This window comes from Georgenia alba, from assembly GCF_042665525.1.
Classification (GTDB): domain Bacteria; phylum Actinomycetota; class Actinomycetes; order Actinomycetales; family Actinomycetaceae; genus Allobogoriella; species Allobogoriella alba.
Genome location: NZ_JBHTCQ010000001.1, coordinates 1 through 16,981 on the forward strand (window position 1 = coordinate 1; position 16,981 = coordinate 16,981).

Sequence of the window (16,981 nt, forward strand, 5' to 3'; positions counted from 1 at the left end):
GCCCCGGCGAAGGTCGCGGCGGCGCCCCCGGCGAGGGTCGCGGCGGCGGCCCCGGCGAAGGTCGCGGCGGCGGCCCCGGCGAAGGTCGCGGCGGCGGCCCCGGCGAAGGTCGCGGCGGCGGCCCCGGCGAAGGTCGCGGCGGCGGTCAGGACCGCAACTGACGCGAGGACGGCGCCCGGCAGAGCATCTGCCGGGCGCCGTCGTCCGTCCGTCCGGGTGCGCGTCGCGCGTTTTGCGGTGACCATCGGGGAACACGACCGACGGAGGTCCCCATGAGCACCGACGACACACCCGCGAAGCCCGGCCCGTCCAGCACGGACCCCTCGGCGCGCACGGCCGAGACGCCCGCCGCGCCGAAGAGCCCCGGACCACCACCAGGCGGCGTCCCTGGCCAGACACCGACGTCTGCAGAGTCCCCGGACTCGCCTGGGCCCGAGGCACCGAAGAGCCCAGGCCCGCCGTCCGGCTCCGTCCCGGAGCGCTGAGGCCAGGTCGGCATCGGCCGGTTCGCGCGCAACGCGGACCGGCCCACCTCGAACGCGGCGGACCAGGATGAGGCCGCTGCGGATTGCCGCACGCCTTGTGCGGGACGCCGCAGAATTCGGACCCCTGTTCCCTGATTCTCTGGCCGCCGCACCAGCCCCTCAATACGGTGAATCTCGGCGCTCAGGAGTGTTCCCTCAGCATTTCCTGGTGCGGTCGGGCCGACGCAGTTCTGAGACGGACGTTGCCGGCGCCGACCTTGGCAAGTGGCGATGCTGAACGGCCGGATGGTCGGCCCTGAGGCAATCGCTCAAAGGGGGGCCAGTTCGGTGGTGTGCGCACGACGTTCAGGCGGCGTCAGGACCGTTCTCGTGACTCCCGGGATCTCCGTAGGCAAACGAGAGGGGCAAGGAGAATGTCCAGCAGATTCGCACGATCCGGCCGGAAGTGGCTGGCGGCCGCAGCGGCCACCTCGGCACTCGTGCTCGGGGGAGGTGTCGCCACCGCGACGGCCGGCCATGCCGCCGGTGGCGACGGTGGCGGACACGGCGGGGGGCACGAGGGCGGCGGAGACGCCTGCGAGTTCTTCCTGGAGCACATGTGGGCGAACGAGGACGGCATCCCGCTCCTCGGGAGCTTCTCCCATGTGAACGAGCACCACACCGATCCGGCCTACGAGAACCTCGTGCTCTCGTTGGCCAGTGGCGCCATCGGCAACTCCAACATGCCGATCATCGACGTCTACGGTGGCCCTCTCGGCTGGATCCCCGTCTTCAACCCCTCGCACGTGCGGGGTCACGACACCGACTACGTCACGTTGCTCACGTCGTGCGGCGGGATCGGCATCCCCCTGGACAGCAATGACCTGACGACCCTGAACGTGCCGTCGGTCGAGGAGCTCGCGAACCTCTCGGACCTGATCATCCCGGGACTGCCGACGCCCGAGATGCTCACGGACCCCAACTACATCTGGGAGACCACCGACGCGTCCGCGATCCTGGAGCGCGTCACGCCCCAGACGCTGCTCAACCTCGATGAGTACGTGGGCTTCGCCGGCGACCACGTGGACACCTGGCGTCTGCTGTGGGAGACCGCGCTCGAGGCTGTGACCACTGGCGACCCCGCGGGTGTGCTCGAGGTCCTGCAGATCACGGAGAACATCAACACCCTCGAGTCGCTGTCCAGCGTCGTCGGCGAGGACGCGGTGGGCGATGTGCTCAACGGCGCCACGCTCACTCGCGTCCTGGGCGACGAGCCGCTGTCAGGCGTGATCGGTGAAGAGGCGCTGACCGGCGTTCTGGACGAGGAGACGCTCACAGAGCTCTTCGGTGAGGATGCGCTGTCCGGTCTCCTGGGCGGCGAGGACGGCCTCGTCGGCGGTGATGTCCTCGGCGGCATCGACGGCCTGCTGGGCGGCGAGGGCGGTGTCGTCGGTGGCGACGGCGACCTCCTCGGCGGCATCGACGGCCTGCTCGGTGGCGAGGGCGGTCTTGTCGGTGGCGACGGCGACCTCCTCGGCGGCATCGACGGCCTGCTCGGTGGCGGTGAGGCCGGCGGCGGTCAGCCTGGCGGAGGAGACTCCTCGAGCTCGACCGACTTCAGCGTGATCCTGACCGGCGACCAGTCCTCCGGCGCGGGTCAGTGCCAGGGCACCCTGAACGGCAACACGTTGACGGTCACCTGCATCTACACCGGCATGGACTCCGAGGTCACCTCGGTCTCCCTGAGCACAGGCGGTGCCGGCAGCGATCTCGAGCTGACGGCGAACGGCGGCACGAGTGGTGGAGCCGGCGGCTCCTTCGAGCTGACCGACGAGCAGGTCGCCGCGCTGACCAGCGGCGAGTACACGATCACCGTCAGCACCAGCAACGGGACCGGCGACATCAGCGGCGCCCTCGAGGGCTGCGGGTGCAACTGATCGCGTCACCGCTCGGCGCTGACGTGAGCTGATGCGAGGATGGGGCCGGGAGCGATCCCGGCCCCATCTTTCTCGTGCGCGCCCGGACGCCTCACCGGTCGGGCGGGAAGGTCGGCCACGGGTCCGCCGCCTCGAGCGCCGCGGCCAGGCTCAGCAGGGTCTGCTCCGCGCCGGTCCGGCCGCCGAGCATGACACCGAACGGCAGCTCCACGCCGTCGACCTCGGCACGGTGCAGGGGCAGGCTGATCGACGGGGCCCCGATGATGTTCCAGGTCGACGTCCACGGCGTGAAGGCCTTCTGCGCCTCGAAGTCCCCCTCCGGGTCCTCGTCGTCGCGCATCGAGCCGATCGGCACGGGCGGCTGCGCGAGCGTCGGGCTGAGGACCACGTCCACACCGGACCAGTGCAGCGCGGTCTGGCGGGTGAGCCGCTGCACCGCGGCGACGGCGTCGGCGTACTGCGCCCCGGACACCCGGCGGCCGCGGTCGCGCAGCCAGCGGGTCAGCGGCACGAGCCGCTCCTCGGCCTCTGGCGGGATCGGCGCCTGCAGCGCGCCGACCTCCCACAGCGGGCCGAACGCCAGCCAGTCCTCGTCCGAGAACGGCACGGTGACGGGCTCGAGGTGATGACCCATGTCCTCCAGGAGACGAGCGACGCGGTCGACGGCGACCAGAGCCTCGCGGTGCACGGGTGCGTCGGCAACCGTGATCGGGTCGGTCAGCACCCCGATGCGCAGCGGACCCGCGTCCCGGTCGCAGGCGGCGAGGAATGAGTCCTGCGGCAGCGCGAGGTGATAGGTGTCCCCCGGCCACGGCTGCGCCAGCACGTCGAGGAACGCAGCGCTGTCTCGCACCGTGCGGGTCAGGACGCCGTCCACGGCGAGTCCGGCGCCGTCCACACCGTACGGGCCCCGGGAGACCCGGCCGCGGGAGGCCTTCAAGCCGACCAGGCCGCAGGCCGAGGCCGGGATCCGCAACGACCCTCCGCCGTCGTTCCCATGGGCGGCGGGCACGATGCCGGCGGCGACCGCGGCCGCAGCCCCGCCGCTGGACCCGCCCGCGGTCCGGGACCGGTCCCACGGTGTACGGGCCGGCGGGGCGATGTCCGGCTCGGTGTAGGGCGGCAGGGCCAGCTCGGGCACGTTGGTCTTGCCGACCATGAGGGTGCCGGCGCCGCGCAGCAGGCTGGTGACGCCGTCGTCCACCGGGGCGACGAACCCGTCCAGCGCGGCCGAACCCGCCCGGAACGGCAGTCCGGCGACCATCGTGACGTCCTTGATCGGGACGGGGACACCGAGGAACGCGGGCAGCGCCGCCGCGTGCGCACCACGAGAGCCCGACAGCAGCTCGCTCGCCTCGGCGGCCTGCGCCCGGGCGCGGTCTTCGGCCACGTGCACGAACGCCCCGACGTCGGGACCGAGCCGGTGGGCGCGCTCGATCGTGTGCTCGGCGACCTCCTCCGGCGAGACCTGACCGCCGCGCACGACGGCGGCCAGGTCGAGGGCGGACAGGTCGTGGATCTCGCTCACTCCCCGACCGTAGCCCGCGGCCTTGCGCCGCGTGGTGAGATAACGGGGTGACCCAGACGCATGACGCGACCCGCAGGACGACCGAGGACACCGACCCGCACGCCTGGCTCGAGGACGTGGAGGGAGCCGACCAGCTCACCTGGGTGCGCGAGCGCAACGCCCATGCCGAGAACGCGCTCGGCGGTGAGCGCTTCGAGGCCATGCGCGCAGAGATCCTCGAGGTGCTCGACTCGACCGAGAAGATCCCGGCCGTCGTCCAGCGCGGGGAGTACCTCTACAACTTCTGGACGGACGCGGACCATGAGCGCGGGCTCTGGCGCCGGACCACCTGGGAGTCCTACCGCACGGACCGCCCGGAGTGGGAGGTCCTCATCGACGTCGACGCCCTCGGCGCCGAGGAGGGCGTGAACTGGGTGTGGCACGGAGCCCACGTGCTCAAGCCCTCGCACACGCGGGCGCTGGTAGCCCTCTCCCGCGGCGGCTCCGACGCCGACGTGACGCGCGAGTTCGACCTGGAGACCAAGACCTGGGTCGAGGACGGGTTCACGCGCGAGGAGTCCAAGGGCGGCATGGGCTGGGCCGACGAGACCGGCGACGCGGTATGGGTGTACACGGACTTCGGCAACGGCTCGATGACGACGTCGGGCTACCCGCGTACGGTGCGACGCTGGCAGCGCGGGACACCGCTGGCGGAGGCGCCCGAGGTCTTCGCCGGCCGGAGCGACGACATGGTCATCGGTGCCGGCCGGGACCAGACGCCGGGCTTCGAGCGCGACATCGTCTTCCGGCACCTCGCGTTCTACTCGTCCGAGACCTATCTGCTGCGGGACGATGCGCTGACGCTCCTCGAGGTCCCCCGGTCCAGCGAGCCGGACCTGTTCCGGGAGTGGCTGACGGTCGAGCTCCGGGAGGAGTGGACGCCGGAGGGTGGGGACACGACGTATCCGGGCGGGGCGTTGCTGGCGATCCCGCTCGAGGCCTTCCTCGCCGGGGAGCGCCGCTTCGAGGTGCTCTACACACCGAGCGCCAGGACGTCGCTCGCGGGAGCGACGTGGACCCGCCACCACCTCGTCCTCAACATCCTCGACGACGTCTCGAACCGGCTCGAGGTGGTCACACCGCCGACCGCCGGCTCGGAGACGCCGTGGCGACGGCGACCACTCGACCTCAGCGGCGGCACCGACGGGACCGTTGTGCCCGCGCTGGCGACGATCGCCGTGTCCGCGATCGACCCGGACACCTCGGACGCCCTGTGGCTCACCACGACGGGGTTCCTCACCCCGACCACGCTCTCCCGGCTCGACCTCGACGCCGACGGCGCGACGACGTCGCTCGAGCCGCTGAAGTCCCTGCCGGCCTACTTCGACGCCTCCGGCCTGGAGGTCGAGCAGCACTTCGTGAGGTCCGCGGACGGGACCCGCGTCCCGTACTTCCAGGTCGCCGCGGCCGAGACGACGACGGACCGGAATCCGGCCCCGACGCTGCTGTACGGGTACGGCGGGTTCGAGATCTCGCGCGTGCCCGCCTACTCCGGCAGCGTCGGGCGGGCCTGGCTCTCCCGCGGCGGGGTGTACGTGGTCGCGAACATCCGCGGCGGCGGCGAGTACGGACCTCGCTGGCACCAGGCGGCCCTGAAGGAGAACCGCCACCGGGCGTACGAGGACTTCGCCGCGGTCGCACGTGACCTCGCGGCGCGGGGGGTGGCCGACCGGGCTCACCTGGGCGCCCAAGGGGGATCGAACGGCGGCCTGCTGATGGGCAACATGCTGACGGGCTATCCCGAGCTGTTCGGCGCGATCGTCTGCCAGGTTCCGCTGCTGGACATGAAGCGGTACTCGCACCTGCTGGCCGGCGCCTCGTGGATGGCCGAGTACGGCGACCCGGACGACCCCGAGCAGTGGGAGTTCATCAGGACCTTCTCCCCGTACCACCTCATCGACGAGAACCGGGACTACCCGCCGATCCTGTTCACCACCTCCACCCGGGACGACCGCGTCCACCCCGGGCACGCGCGGAAGATGGCCGCGCGCCTGATCGAGGCGGGCAAGGACGTGACGTCCTACGAGAACATCGAGGGCGGGCACGGCGGCGCGGCGACCAATGCCCAGGCCGCCTTCATGCAGGCGTTGGCGTTCGAGTTCCTCTGGCAACGGATCGGATGAGCGACACCGACGAGTGCCTGTTCTGAGGCTGGTTGCGTCGGCCGGGGCCACCGTGCCGCCCAGCCTCCGCGTGAGGTAGGGACCTATGCCGGGCGGCGAGTCCCACAGGCAGGCCTCCTCATGGCATGACCGTCCGGCGAGGTGGTAGTTCTTGTCCGCCGAGATCACCGAGAGCAAAGGGCCGATGGGCGCATGATCTTCTTTGGCTGGGGCGGGAAGAGCCTGAGCAAGCAGGTCTCACCGCAGCATGTGGTGGTGCGGACCTACCGCTACTTCCACCTCATGTTCCTCTTCCGCGTCGCCTTCAAGTACTCCTACCAGCTGGCGACCGCGGGCCCGCAAGGGTGGATGCACAGGCCGATGAGTGACGAGGAGGCGTTGCAGGCCCTGGGCGGCGAGCACCTCTCTCCGAACTGGTGGCAGCGGTTCAGCATCTGGATCCTGCCGGTAGGCATCGCCGTCGCGATCGCGCTCGGGAACCTCGCCACACTGGGCAGCTGAGCGGGTCGTTCAGCGGCCGGGCGGACGCCACAGCACGAGCGCACCCGACGTCGTCGTGGAGACGCGGCGGACCCGTCGGCCGCGCGGCACGGCGACCACGTCCCCGGTCGCGTCGGCCGCGAAGACCCGGCGGCCTGGCTCTGCGACGGACCGAAGCCGGTCGTTCTCCTCCCGGACCCGCTCCAGCTCGCGCTCGAGCCACAGGATCCGCTTGATCCCGGCGAGGTTGACGCCCTCCTCCTGGCTGAGCCGCTGGACCTCGCGGAGCCGCGTGACGTCTCGCATGGAGTAACGCCGTCCGCGGCCGCGCGTGCGGCGCGGCTCGACGAGACCGAGCCGGTCGTACTGGCGCAGGGTCTGTGGATGCATCCCCGCGAGCCCGGCGGCGACGGAGATCGTCAGCACCGGCGCGTCCTCACGCCTGTCCGCCATCGTCCTGCCTCCCCTCGGCGCCGGTCACCGCGCGGCCTGCTCCATGAGCCCCGCGCGCGGGTCGGCGCCGTCGTTGGCGGTGGCGAAGGCCTGGACGGCCTCCTTCGCCGCCTTGGACAGCCGGCTCGGGACGACGACGTTGACCGTGACCAGCAGATCGCCGTCCGGACCGTTCTTCACGTGCAGGCCACGGCGGCGCACCCGCAGCGTCCGGCCCGACGGAGTCCCGGCGGGGACCTTGACCTTCACGGTCCGCCCGTCCAGCGTCGGCACCTCGATGGTCGCCCCGAGGGCGGCCTCGTCGAAGGTGACCGGGACGGTCAGGCGGACGTGGTTGCCGTCCAGCGAGAACAGCGGGTGCGGCTCCACGTGCACCGTGACGATGAGGTCGCCGGGCTCCCCACCGTTCATGCCGGGGCGCCCCTTGCCACGCAGCCGGATCTTCTGCCCGTCGTGGACGCCTGGGGGGATCCGCACAGTCATGGTGCGTCCCTCGACCGTCAGCTGGACGGTCGACCCCTCGACGGCGTTCCGGAAGGGCAGGCTGGCCGCGGTGGCGACGTCCTGCCCGCGCTGCGCCCGGCGTCGCGACCCGAAGCCGCCCCCGCCGAACACCCCCGAGAACAGGTCCTCGAAGCCCGCCGGCCCCGCACCCTCGTTCGTGGTCGAGTACCGGACACGCGGCCCGCCGGTGCCCGCCCCGCCGAACATCCCGGAGAACAGGTCCTCGAAGCCGGCGCCGGAGGCCGGGCCTCCCGATCCGGCGGAGAACCGGGCCCCTCCGCCGGCCATCGCGCGCAGCGCGTCGTACTGCTTACGCTGCTCGGGGTCGGAGAGCACCGCGTACGCCTCGCCGACCGACTTGAAGCGTTCCTCCGCGCCCGCATCACCCGGGTTCTGATCGGGGTGGTACTGCCGGGCAAGCTTCCGGTAGGACTTCTTGATCGTGTCAGGGTCGGCGTCCTTGGGCACACCGAGAGCGGCGTAGAAGTCCTTCTCCAGCCAGTCCTGACCAGTCAAGACTCACCTCCTCGATCGTGCGGTGCCGCGGCGGCCGTCGACCGGCCACCGCGGCACCAGACGCCTGATGTCCTGCTCACTCCGGGCCGGCGACCGCCACCCGGGCCGCCCGCAGCACCCGCTCACCGGCACGGTAACCGGGCTGGAGCACCTGCGTGACGGTCGTCGACGTCGCCTCCGGGTCCGCGGAGTGCATGAGCGCCTCGTGCACCTCCGGGTCGAACTCCTCGCCGACCTCGCCGAACCGGGACAGCTCGAACCGCTGCCCCAGCGTGCCCTCGAGCTTCTCGGCGATGGCGGCGAAAGGACCGGCGAGGTCCCCGTGCTTGCGGGCCGCGTCGACGTCGTCGAGAACGCCCATGAGCGCCTCGAGGACCTCGTTCGCCCCGGCCCGCCGCTGGTTGGCGGCGTCGGCCTTCGACCGGCGGACGTACGCGTTGTACTCCTGCTGGAGGTTGTAGACGTCCGCGTTGCGGCGCGCGAGCTGGTCCTGCAGGTCCGCGGCCTGGGCCTGAGCCTGGGCGAGCGGATCCTCCTCGGCCCCCTGCGCACCTTCGGGAGCCTCGCCGCCCGGCTCGGGCTGGGAGCCGTCCTCCGGGACGATCCCCTCGGCCGCGTCAACCATCTCGGGGCCGCCGCCGGCAGTCCCGGCGGAGCGAACCCTCCCGGTCTCAGGGTCGATCTTCCGGCGGTCGTTGACCACGGGCCGCTCGTACCCCTCCTCGTTCCCTTCGGTCACTTCTTGTCCTCGTCGTCCACGATCTCGGCGTCGACGACGTCGTCGTCGGAGGAGGTCGTCGACTCACCCGACGGGCCGGCCTGGTCGAAGCCCGGCGCGCCCTGCGGACCGGCCGTGGCGCCGTCGCCCTGCTGGGCGTAGAGCGCCTCACCGATCTTCTGGCTCTTGGTGGCCAGGTCGGTCTGGGCGGTCTTGACCGCCTCGATGTCGTCGCCCTCGAGCGCCTTCTTCAGCTCGTCCACGGCGCCGCGGACCTCGGACGTCACGTCGTCGGAGAGCTTGTCCGCGTTGTCGTTGAGCAGCTTCTCCGTGGAGTACACGAGCTGCTCGGCGGTGTTGCGGGTCTCCGCCTCCTCGCGACGCTTCGCGTCCTCGGCGGCGTGCGCCTCGGCCTCCTTGACCATCCGGTCGATCTCCTCCTTGGGAAGGGCGGAGCCGCCGGTGATCGTCATCGACTGCTCCTGGCCGGTGCCGCGGTCCTTCGCGGAGACGTGCACGATGCCGTTGGCGTCGATGTCGAACGTGACCTCGATCTGGGGCATGCCGCGCGGGGCCGGGGCGATGCCGGTGAGCTCGAACGTGCCCAGCGGCTTGTTGTCGCGGGCGAAGTCACGCTCACCCTGGAAGACCTGGATGAGCACGCTCGGCTGGTTGTCCTCGGCCGTGGAGAAGATCTCGGACTTCTTGGTCGGGATGGCCGTGTTGCGCTCGATGAGCTTGGTCATCACGCCGCCCTTGGTCTCGATGCCGAGCGACAGCGGGGTGACGTCGATGAGCAGCACGTCCTTGCGGTCGCCCTGCAGCACGCCGGCCTGGAGCGTCGCACCGACGGCCACGACCTCGTCCGGGTTGACGCCCTTGTTGGGCTCCTTGCCGCCGGTCAGCTCACGGACCACGTCGGAGACAGCCGGCATACGGGTCGAGCCGCCGACGAGCACCACGTGGTCGATGTCGGAGACGGAGATGCCCGCGTCCTTGATGACGTTGTGGAAGGGCTGCTTCGTCCGCTCCAGCAGGTCCTTGGTCATGTCCTCGAAGGCGGCACGGCTGAGCTTCTCGTCCAGGTGGATCGGGCCGTTCTCGCTCATCGAGAGGAACTGCAGGGACACGTTGGTCGAGGTGGCCGAGGAGAGCTCCTTCTTGGCCTGCTCGGCGGCCTCGCGCATGCGCTGGAGGGCGATGCGGTCCTTGGAGAGGTCGACGCCGTCCTTGTTCTTCACCTGCTTGACCAGCCAGTCGACGATCCGCTGGTCCCAGTCGTCACCGCCGAGGCGGTTGTCACCGTTGGTGGCGCGGACCTGGATCGTGGAGAAGCCGTCGTCGTCCTTGCCCACCTCGAGGAGGGAGACGTCGAACGTGCCGCCGCCGAGGTCGAAGACCAGGATGAGCTCGTCCTCCTTGCCCTTCTCGAGGCCATAGGCGAGGGCGGCGGCGGTGGGCTCGTTGATGATGCGGAGCACGTTGAGGCCGGCGATCTGGCCGGCATCCTTCGTGGCCTGGCGCTCGGCGTCGTTGAAGTACGCCGGGACGGTGATGACGGCGTCCGTGACCGGCTCGCCGAGGTAGCCCTCGGCGTCCTTCTTCAGCTTGCCGAGGATGCGGGCGGAGATCTCCTGCGGCGTGTAGGTCTTGTCGTCGATCTCCTGGGACCAGTCGGTGCCCATGTGGCGCTTGACCGAGGTGATGGTGCGGTCCACGTTGGTGACGGCCTGCCGCTTGGCGACCTCACCGACCAGGACCTCGCCGGACTTGCTGAACGCGACGACCGACGGGGTGGTCCGGGAGCCCTCCGCGTTGGCGATGACCGTGGGCTCGCCGCCCTCCAGGACGGAGACCACGGAGTTGGTGGTCCCGAGGTCGATACCGACAGCTCGTGCCATGTGTGTTCGCTCCTTCGATCGGCGCCCGACGGTTCCCGCCGGGTCTTGAGTCTTCCGCGCTCAAGTCTGCGGTCTCGATCGGCCACGACCAAATCGAGAGCGTCGAACTTGAGTCTGTATGGCTCAACTATCGACGCCACGAGTTTGTTCCAGCGCAGCGAAAGTCAGGTTCTGACGCCGCCCCGCTTGACCACGAGACCCCCGGGCGGGACGCTCGACGTTCTTGTGCATGCTGGTCCGAACGTCGATCTGAGCAGGGGGAGATCGCGGTGCGGCGAATCTTCACAGTCCTGGGGGCGCTCGTCGTGCTGCTCAGCGGCCTCGTGGTCGGCGCATCCCCCGCCGCAGCCGAGAACGCCGTCACGGCGTCCTGCAGCGGTCTCGACATCCACCTCGAGGCCACCGCGCCCGGCGAGGTGACCGTCGAGGTCGACGGCCGGGTCGTGGACACAGCTCCTCTCGAGGAACGGATGGAGCCGGGTACCTACCTCTACACAGATCCGATCCCGTTCGAGTGGACCGCGGCGCACGACTGGTCGGTCACGCTCGACTCCGAGGACGACACCCAGGACTGGTCGGACTCGGGCACTACGACGCCGTGCGCCGCCGACGAGTTCCTCGAGGTTGAGGCCTCGGCGGACTGCCACCACGTCGGGTTGACCGCCTCGGGCTACCCCGAACGTGCGCAGGTCGTCATGAGGGTCGACGGCGAGGTGGCCATCGACGAGGGTCTCGAGACGAGTAGCTCCTACGTCGGGTGGGGAACCGCGGGAGACGACTACTACTTCAACGCACCCGATCCTCGCGATCCCGACTCCCACCTGGGCGAGCCCGACTGGAACGCTCCGTTCGAGCCGCACGACTGGTCGGTCACGGTCGACGCGGCGGACGACAGGTTCGACTACGAGGCGTCCGGCACGACCAGGCCGTGCGATCCGCCGGCGACCACCGATCCGGATACGGCGCCCCAGGTCGTCGTCGACGCACAGTGCGACAGCCTGACCGTGGATGTGACGGCGCCGGAGGGCGCCAACTCCGTCTGGGTCCGGATCGACGGCGAGAGAGTGGCTGCCGTCGGCCCGTCGGCGGGGACCGAGTGGTCGGAGTCGTACGAGCTCGACCCGACGGCGCCCCACACCTGGGAGGTCTGGGCTGCCGGGCAAGGTCCCGATGCCGGCCAGGCGCGGGAGTCCGGCGCCACCCAGCCGTGTGCCGCCGGGGCGACCGAACTGCCTGAGACAGGCGTCGAGATCACGGCCGTGGCGGTCGCCACCGTGCTCGTGGTCGGTGGCGGTGTCGTGACCCTGGTGTGGCTCCGCCGTCGAGACGTCACCCCATAGCTACGTCACGCCGTCGTCCGTGACGTGACAGGAGCGGGCGACGCATGGGCCCGGCCGGGGCTCGCCGCCGACCGTGCCGTCACGTGGCGGCGGTCTTCAGGACCCGGAGCGACTCGCGGATGTCCCGCACCACGAGCTCGGGCTGCTCCCAGCCGGCGAAGTGGCCACCCTCGGGCAGCTCGGTGAACCGGACCAGGTTGTTCACCCGTTCGACGAGCCGGGGCACCGGGACGCCGAGGTCGTGCGGCATCGCGCCGATCGCCAGCGGCACCTCGGACCGCTCCGGCTCGGCGCCCCAGGCGGACGCCTCCTCCTTGTAGTACCGCATCGAGGACCAGATCGTGGCGAAGTGCCAGTAGATGCTGACGGTGGTGAGCATCTGGTCCTTGGTGAGGACCTCCTCCGGCCCCTCCTGTGCGGCCGACCAGTCCTTGAACCGTTCGACCATCCACGTCAGCAGGCCGACGGGCGAGTCGGTCAGCGCCAGTCCGAGGGACTGCGGCCGGGTGGACTGGAGCATGGCGTAGGCGCCGAGCTCGTACTGGTAGCGCATCGACTGCTCGACGGCTCGGGCCTCCAGCGGATCGCCCATGTCGGCCGTCTCGTACGTGAGGCCCTCGCCGCCCAGCACGTCGGTCAGGTGCAGACCGATGAGGTGCTCGCGGTCGAGGAGACCCATCTGCCGCGCGATCAGGGCCCCGGTGTCGTAGCCGTGCACGGCGTACCGCTGGTACCCGAGCCGGGCCATCAGCGTGATCATCGCCCGCGCGGCCCGCTCGGTGTTCCAGCCGACCGCGGGACCGGAGATCCCGAACCCGGGGATGGTCGCGACGACCACGTCGCAGACGTCATCCGGGTCACCGTCGTGCGCGGTCGGGTCGACCAGGGCGTCGAGCATCGGGAGGAACTCGGTGGGCGCCCCGGGCCACCCGTGGAGCAGGAGCAGCGGTGTGGCGCCGTCGTGCCCGGAGCGGACGTGGAAGAAGTGCACGTGGTGGCCGTCGATCGGCGTCGTGAACTGCGGGGTGGCGTTGATCCGCCGCTCCTGTGCCCGCCAGTCGAACTCGGTGGACCAGTAGTCCGTGAGCTCCCTGGCGTACTCGACCGGCACGCCGTGGTCCCAGCCGGTACCGGCGTCCTCAACCGGCCAGCGGGTCTGCCGCAGCCGCGTGGTGAGCGCCGCCAGCGACTCGTCCGGGACGTGGAGGGTGAACGGGCTGATGGTGCTGCTCTGTGTGTCCATGGCTCCACGCTAGGAACCCTTGCGGCCTGATTCTGTCCGCGATCTCAGCGTGATGTCGGCGCGGGTGTCAGGCACTCGAACGGCGCCGCCGAGGGTGGCGAGGCGACCGGCGAGCCGGGCGGCGGCTGCCCGGAGCTCCGGCGGCTCCAGCACCTCCCCCTCGACGCCGAGGCGGGCGAGGTGCATCGCCAGCCAGTCGAGGTCGTCGCCGCCGGCGACGAGCACGCAGGACCCGTCAGGTTCCTCCTCGACGCGTCCCACCTGGGGTGGCACCTGCTCCCGGACCTGGTCCGCCGGGGCGCGCAGTCGAACGCGTGCGAGATATCGGTAGGGCGCCTCGGTGACCGATCGCTGTACGTAGGCCACCGGGTCGGGATGCTCCCGCGGCCGGAAGTGCCACGTCGTGATGGTCACCGTGCGCATGCGGTCCAGGCGGAACGTCCGCCAGTCCTCGCGGTCGACGTCCCAGGCCATCAGATACCAGCGACGGCTGGTGGCCACCATCCTCACCGGCTCGACGGTGCGCTCGCGTTCCACGCCGTCGCGCCCGGCATAGCCGAACCGCACCCGGACGGATTCGCGGCAGGCCCGCGCGAGCGTCACCAGCAGCTCCGCGTCGACCTCGACGCCGGGGTCGGCGAGGGTTTCCGTGGCCGCGTGCAGCGTGCGCACGGCCGCCCGGAGCCGGGGCGGCATCACCTGGTCCAGCTTGGCGAGGGCCCGCAGCGCCGCCTCGCCCGTGCCGGTCACTGTGCCGAGGGACGCCAGGCGCAATGACACGGCCGTCGCGATCGCCTCGCCGTCGTCCAGGAGCAGGGGCGGCAGCCTGGTGCCGGCGCCGAGCCGGTACCCGCCGCCCACGCCCACGGTCGCCTGGACGGGATAGCCGAGCGCACGCAGCCGCTCGACGTCGCGCCGGACCGAGCGGTCGGTCACCCCGAGCTCCGCGGCGAGCTCGCTCGCTGTCCAGGACGGCCGGCGCTGCAGCAGACCGAGCAGCCGCAGGACCCTCTCGGTCGTCGCTTCGGAGGCCATGCGCGCATCCTCTCACCTAACACGGAACGTATCTGTCCGGGTTGGGTGTCAGGGTTTGCTCCATGAACACGACGGCGAACGTGCTGTTCAGGAACCAGATCGACGAGCACTGGCCGGGACAGCTGCGTCCTCGCCTCGAGGGCCTCACCACGGAGGAGTACCTCTGGGAACCAGCGCCAGCCTGCTGGAACGTGCGACGGCGCGGCACAAGTGCCGCACCGATCCAGGCCGGCTCCGGCGCGATGACGATCGACTTCGCGGCACCGGAGCCCTCGCCGCCGCCGTTGACCACGATCGCCTGGCGCCTCGGGCACGTGATCGTCGGCGTGCTCGGGGCCCGCAATGCGGCACACTTCGGCCGCGCGCCCACGGACTACATGTCCTTCGAGTACGCCGCGTCCGCGGACGAAGCGCTCGTCCAGCTCGACGCCGAGTACGCGCGCTGGCGCTCCGGCGTCGAGTCGCTCGGGGAATCCGGCCTCGGCCGGCCGTGCGGGGAGGCCGAAGGCCCCTACGCCGAACGCACCATGGCGGAGCTGGTCCTGCACATCAACCGCGAGCTGATCCACCACCTGGCGGAGGTCTGCCTCCTGAGGGACCTCTACCTGCACACCCGAGGAGGAGAGAGATCATGACCAGGACGACGACGCACCTCGACCCCGACGACCTGCAGTACAGCCCGGCGTTCACCCAGGGCGTGGTCGCGCCCGCCGGCCCGATGCTCTACGTCGGCGGTCAGCTCGGGATCGACCGCGACGGAACCATGCAGGACGGGCTCGAGGCGCAGACCGTGCAGGCCATGCGCAACGTGCTCACCGTGCTCACCTCCGGAGGCACCGGCCCAGAGCACGTGGTCAAGCTGACGATCTACCTCGTCCACGGCTCCGACGCCCAGGCCGGGTACGCGGCGGCACGGGAGGTGTGGGGAGACCACCGCACGGCGATCACGGTCGTCTCCACCGCGGGCCACGCTCGCCCGGGAGCACTGGTCGAGATCGACGCCGTCGCGATCGTCCCGGACTGAGCACACACGTGTGGCCCGGTCAGGGAGCCGCTGGAGCCCGCGTCGAGGAGACTCACGGGGCGGCGGGCGTGCTGACGAACCTCGGCGACTACCAGGTTCCAAGCACCTCCACGTCCACGTCTACAGCGGTCCGCGGCTGCGTTGACGTACGGCACTGACCAGCGCGACCACACCCACGGCCCCGCACGAGTCACGGCCGACCGGAACCTGCCGAGCAGACGTGCTTCGCGTAGCGACCCGGTGCCCTTCACCGGAGGGCGAGGACGCTGGCACGCGGCGCTGCATGGTCGATCCACCGTCGTCGTGATGTCAACGACGTTGCCGGACCTGGCCACTCGGCCATCAGATCTGGCCGGTCAGCCGGCACGTGTGTCCGGTCGACGGTTCTCCCCGGGCACGACGGCGAGCGACGCTGCCGGGTATGACCGAGAGAAGCACCTCAGCCGGTAAGACGACAGTGCGTCATCCCGGGCCCGACCTGGCTCGAGGAGCGATGCTGCTGCTGATCGCAATGGCGTACGCCGGCGTCTACGTCAGCGCCGGGTTCGGGACGTCGAGCGCTGACGAGCCCCTACCCGACCGCTTAGCGCGGCTCGTCGCGTCGCTGCTGCTCGACAACCGGGCGTTCCCGATGTTCGCGATCCTGTTCGGCTACGGGCTGTCCTGGATGGTGAGGCGTCGGCTGAGCCGTGGCGACCCCCCGGGACACGCGCGACGGCTGCTGCGGCGGCGCGGCCTCTTCCTGCTGGCCTTCGGCGCAGTCCATGCCTTCCTGGTCTTTCCCGGTGAGATCCTGGCGGCCTACGGGCTCGCGACCCTCGTCACCGGGTGGCTGCTGTTCCGGTCCGACAAGGCGATCGTCCGGGCGGCGACGATCACCGCGGCCTGCTACCTGCTCACGGTCCCGATCGGGATGGTCGGGCTGGCCGCCGCCCCCGAGACCGGCGGAGCGAGCCCTCTGCCCGGGTATGCCACGCTCGGTGACTGGATCGCCAGGGTCGCCGCGGTCCCGTTCTCGCCGCTGTTCGTCACCTTCGCCTATCCCCTGCTGCTCATGGTGCTGCTGGGCTTCTGGGCCGCCCGGCGCAGGCTGCTGGACGAGCCCGAGCGGAACCGGGCGACACTGCGGCGGATCGCCGTCGTCGGCATCGGCGTCTCCGTGGCCGGCGCGATCCCGGCGGCTGCGGTCGACGTCGGCGGCTGGGATCCCGGGGTCGGTCCGGTCACGGCGGCGATGGCCCTGCAGGTGCTCACCGGCGTCCTCGGTGGCGCCGGGTACGCGGCGCTGTTCGGGCTGCTCGGCAGCAGGCTCCGCGCTCCGTACAGTCTCGTGACGACGGCGGTGACGGCGGTCGGGCAGCGCTCCCTCACCTGCTACCTCGCCAACTCTGTGCTGGTGGCCGTGCTGCTGCACCCGGACCTCATCGGTCTCGGCACCAGCATCGGCGCCGCCGGGGCACTGCTATGCGCCGTGGCGGTCTGGGCCGCCACCGCGTGCGCAGCGCTAGGCCTGGCGCACAGTGGTCGGCCGGGACCCGCCGACGCGCTGCTGCAGCGGCTCGTGAACGGCGGCTCACAAGGATCTGGACGATCAGCGGTCGCCGGAGCTTCGCCAACCCCCTGACGGCGGGGCGTCGTCGCGGACCAACGATCCACGCCACGGGCAACGACGTCAC

General features: G+C 71.1%; 15 protein-coding genes. 7 read left to right on the forward strand and 8 right to left on the reverse strand.

Annotation, left to right across the window (positions count from 1 at the left end; translation table 11 throughout):
• On the reverse strand, positions 1-245 hold a 245-nt coding region (locus ACFQQL_RS00005; RefSeq protein WP_382389960.1), incomplete at its 3' end, for a hypothetical protein.
• 653 nt (positions 246-898) lie between these two features.
• On the opposite strand from ACFQQL_RS00005, the gene ACFQQL_RS00010 reads away from it, so the two are divergent.
• A complete protein-coding gene (locus ACFQQL_RS00010) occupies positions 899-2,401 on the forward strand; it encodes a hypothetical protein (protein ID WP_382389962.1) in 1,503 nt (500 codons plus the stop codon).
• Positions 2,402-2,492: 91 nt separating this feature from the next.
• On the opposite strand, the gene ACFQQL_RS00015 is transcribed toward ACFQQL_RS00010, so the two are convergent.
• On the reverse strand, positions 2,493-3,929 hold the full coding sequence (locus ACFQQL_RS00015) for an amidase (RefSeq protein WP_382389964.1): 1,437 nt from the start codon (positions 3,927-3,929) through the stop codon (positions 2,493-2,495).
• Positions 3,930-3,976: 47 nt separating this feature from the next.
• Between ACFQQL_RS00015 and ACFQQL_RS00020 the strand changes: the two genes are divergently transcribed.
• A complete protein-coding gene (locus ACFQQL_RS00020) occupies positions 3,977-6,091 on the forward strand; it encodes a prolyl oligopeptidase family serine peptidase (RefSeq protein ID WP_382389966.1) in 2,115 nt (704 codons plus the stop codon).
• A gap of 192 nt (positions 6,092-6,283) precedes the next feature.
• Positions 6,284-6,592, forward strand: coding sequence for a hypothetical protein (locus ACFQQL_RS00025; RefSeq protein WP_382389968.1), 309 nt, complete (start codon positions 6,284-6,286; stop codon positions 6,590-6,592).
• A gap of 9 nt (positions 6,593-6,601) precedes the next feature.
• Here ACFQQL_RS00025 and ACFQQL_RS00030 read toward each other — a convergent pair whose 3' ends face one another.
• The 4 genes from ACFQQL_RS00030 to dnaK form a co-directional block, all read right to left on the reverse strand.
• Entirely contained in the window at positions 6,602-7,024 is a 423-nt protein-coding gene (locus ACFQQL_RS00030) for a heat shock protein transcriptional repressor HspR (protein WP_382389970.1), read from the reverse strand.
• Between the two features lie 24 nt (positions 7,025-7,048).
• Positions 7,049-8,044: a DnaJ C-terminal domain-containing protein gene (locus ACFQQL_RS00035; RefSeq protein WP_382389972.1), complete on the reverse strand. Its 996-nt coding sequence runs from the start codon at positions 8,042-8,044 to the stop codon at positions 7,049-7,051.
• Positions 8,045-8,120: 76 nt separating this feature from the next.
• Complete coding sequence (grpE, locus tag ACFQQL_RS00040; RefSeq protein ID WP_382389974.1) at positions 8,121-8,783, reverse strand: nucleotide exchange factor GrpE; 663 nt, start codon at positions 8,781-8,783, stop codon at positions 8,121-8,123.
• Complete coding sequence (dnaK, locus tag ACFQQL_RS00045; protein ID WP_382389976.1) at positions 8,780-10,663, reverse strand: molecular chaperone DnaK; 1,884 nt, start codon at positions 10,661-10,663, stop codon at positions 8,780-8,782. Before dnaK ends, grpE begins: the two co-directional genes overlap by 4 nt.
• 269 nt (positions 10,664-10,932) lie before the next feature.
• Between dnaK and ACFQQL_RS00050 the strand changes: the two genes are divergently transcribed.
• Positions 10,933-12,003, forward strand: coding sequence for a hypothetical protein (locus ACFQQL_RS00050; RefSeq protein ID WP_382389978.1), 1,071 nt, complete (start codon positions 10,933-10,935; stop codon positions 12,001-12,003).
• 79 nt (positions 12,004-12,082) lie between these two features.
• Here the strand turns inward: ACFQQL_RS00050 and ACFQQL_RS00055 are convergent, their stop codons facing one another.
• Positions 12,083-13,246 (reverse strand): epoxide hydrolase family protein, encoded by a 1,164-nt coding sequence (locus ACFQQL_RS00055; RefSeq protein WP_382389980.1) that lies wholly within the window; start codon positions 13,244-13,246, stop codon positions 12,083-12,085.
• A 9-nt stretch (positions 13,247-13,255) separates the two neighbouring features.
• A complete protein-coding gene (locus tag ACFQQL_RS00060; RefSeq protein WP_382389982.1) occupies positions 13,256-14,281 on the reverse strand; it encodes a helix-turn-helix transcriptional regulator in 1,026 nt (341 codons plus the stop codon).
• Between the two features lie 62 nt (positions 14,282-14,343).
• On the opposite strand from ACFQQL_RS00060, the gene ACFQQL_RS00065 reads away from it, so the two are divergent.
• The 3 genes from ACFQQL_RS00065 to ACFQQL_RS00075 all read left to right on the forward strand — a co-directional run bounded on the left by ACFQQL_RS00065 (position 14,344) and on the right by ACFQQL_RS00075 (position 16,929).
• Entirely contained in the window at positions 14,344-14,916 is a 573-nt protein-coding gene (locus ACFQQL_RS00065) for a DinB family protein (protein ID WP_382389984.1), read from the forward strand.
• A complete protein-coding gene (locus ACFQQL_RS00070) occupies positions 14,913-15,305 on the forward strand; it encodes a RidA family protein (RefSeq protein ID WP_382389986.1) in 393 nt (130 codons plus the stop codon). The genes ACFQQL_RS00065 and ACFQQL_RS00070 overlap by 4 nt, the downstream gene beginning before the upstream one ends.
• 493 nt (positions 15,306-15,798) lie before the next feature.
• The gene (locus ACFQQL_RS00075) at positions 15,799-16,929 is read left to right on the forward strand and encodes a DUF418 domain-containing protein (RefSeq protein ID WP_382389988.1); all 1,131 of its coding nucleotides are present in this window, start codon (positions 15,799-15,801) and stop codon (positions 16,927-16,929) included.
• Positions 16,930-16,981 lie beyond the last annotated feature (52 nt).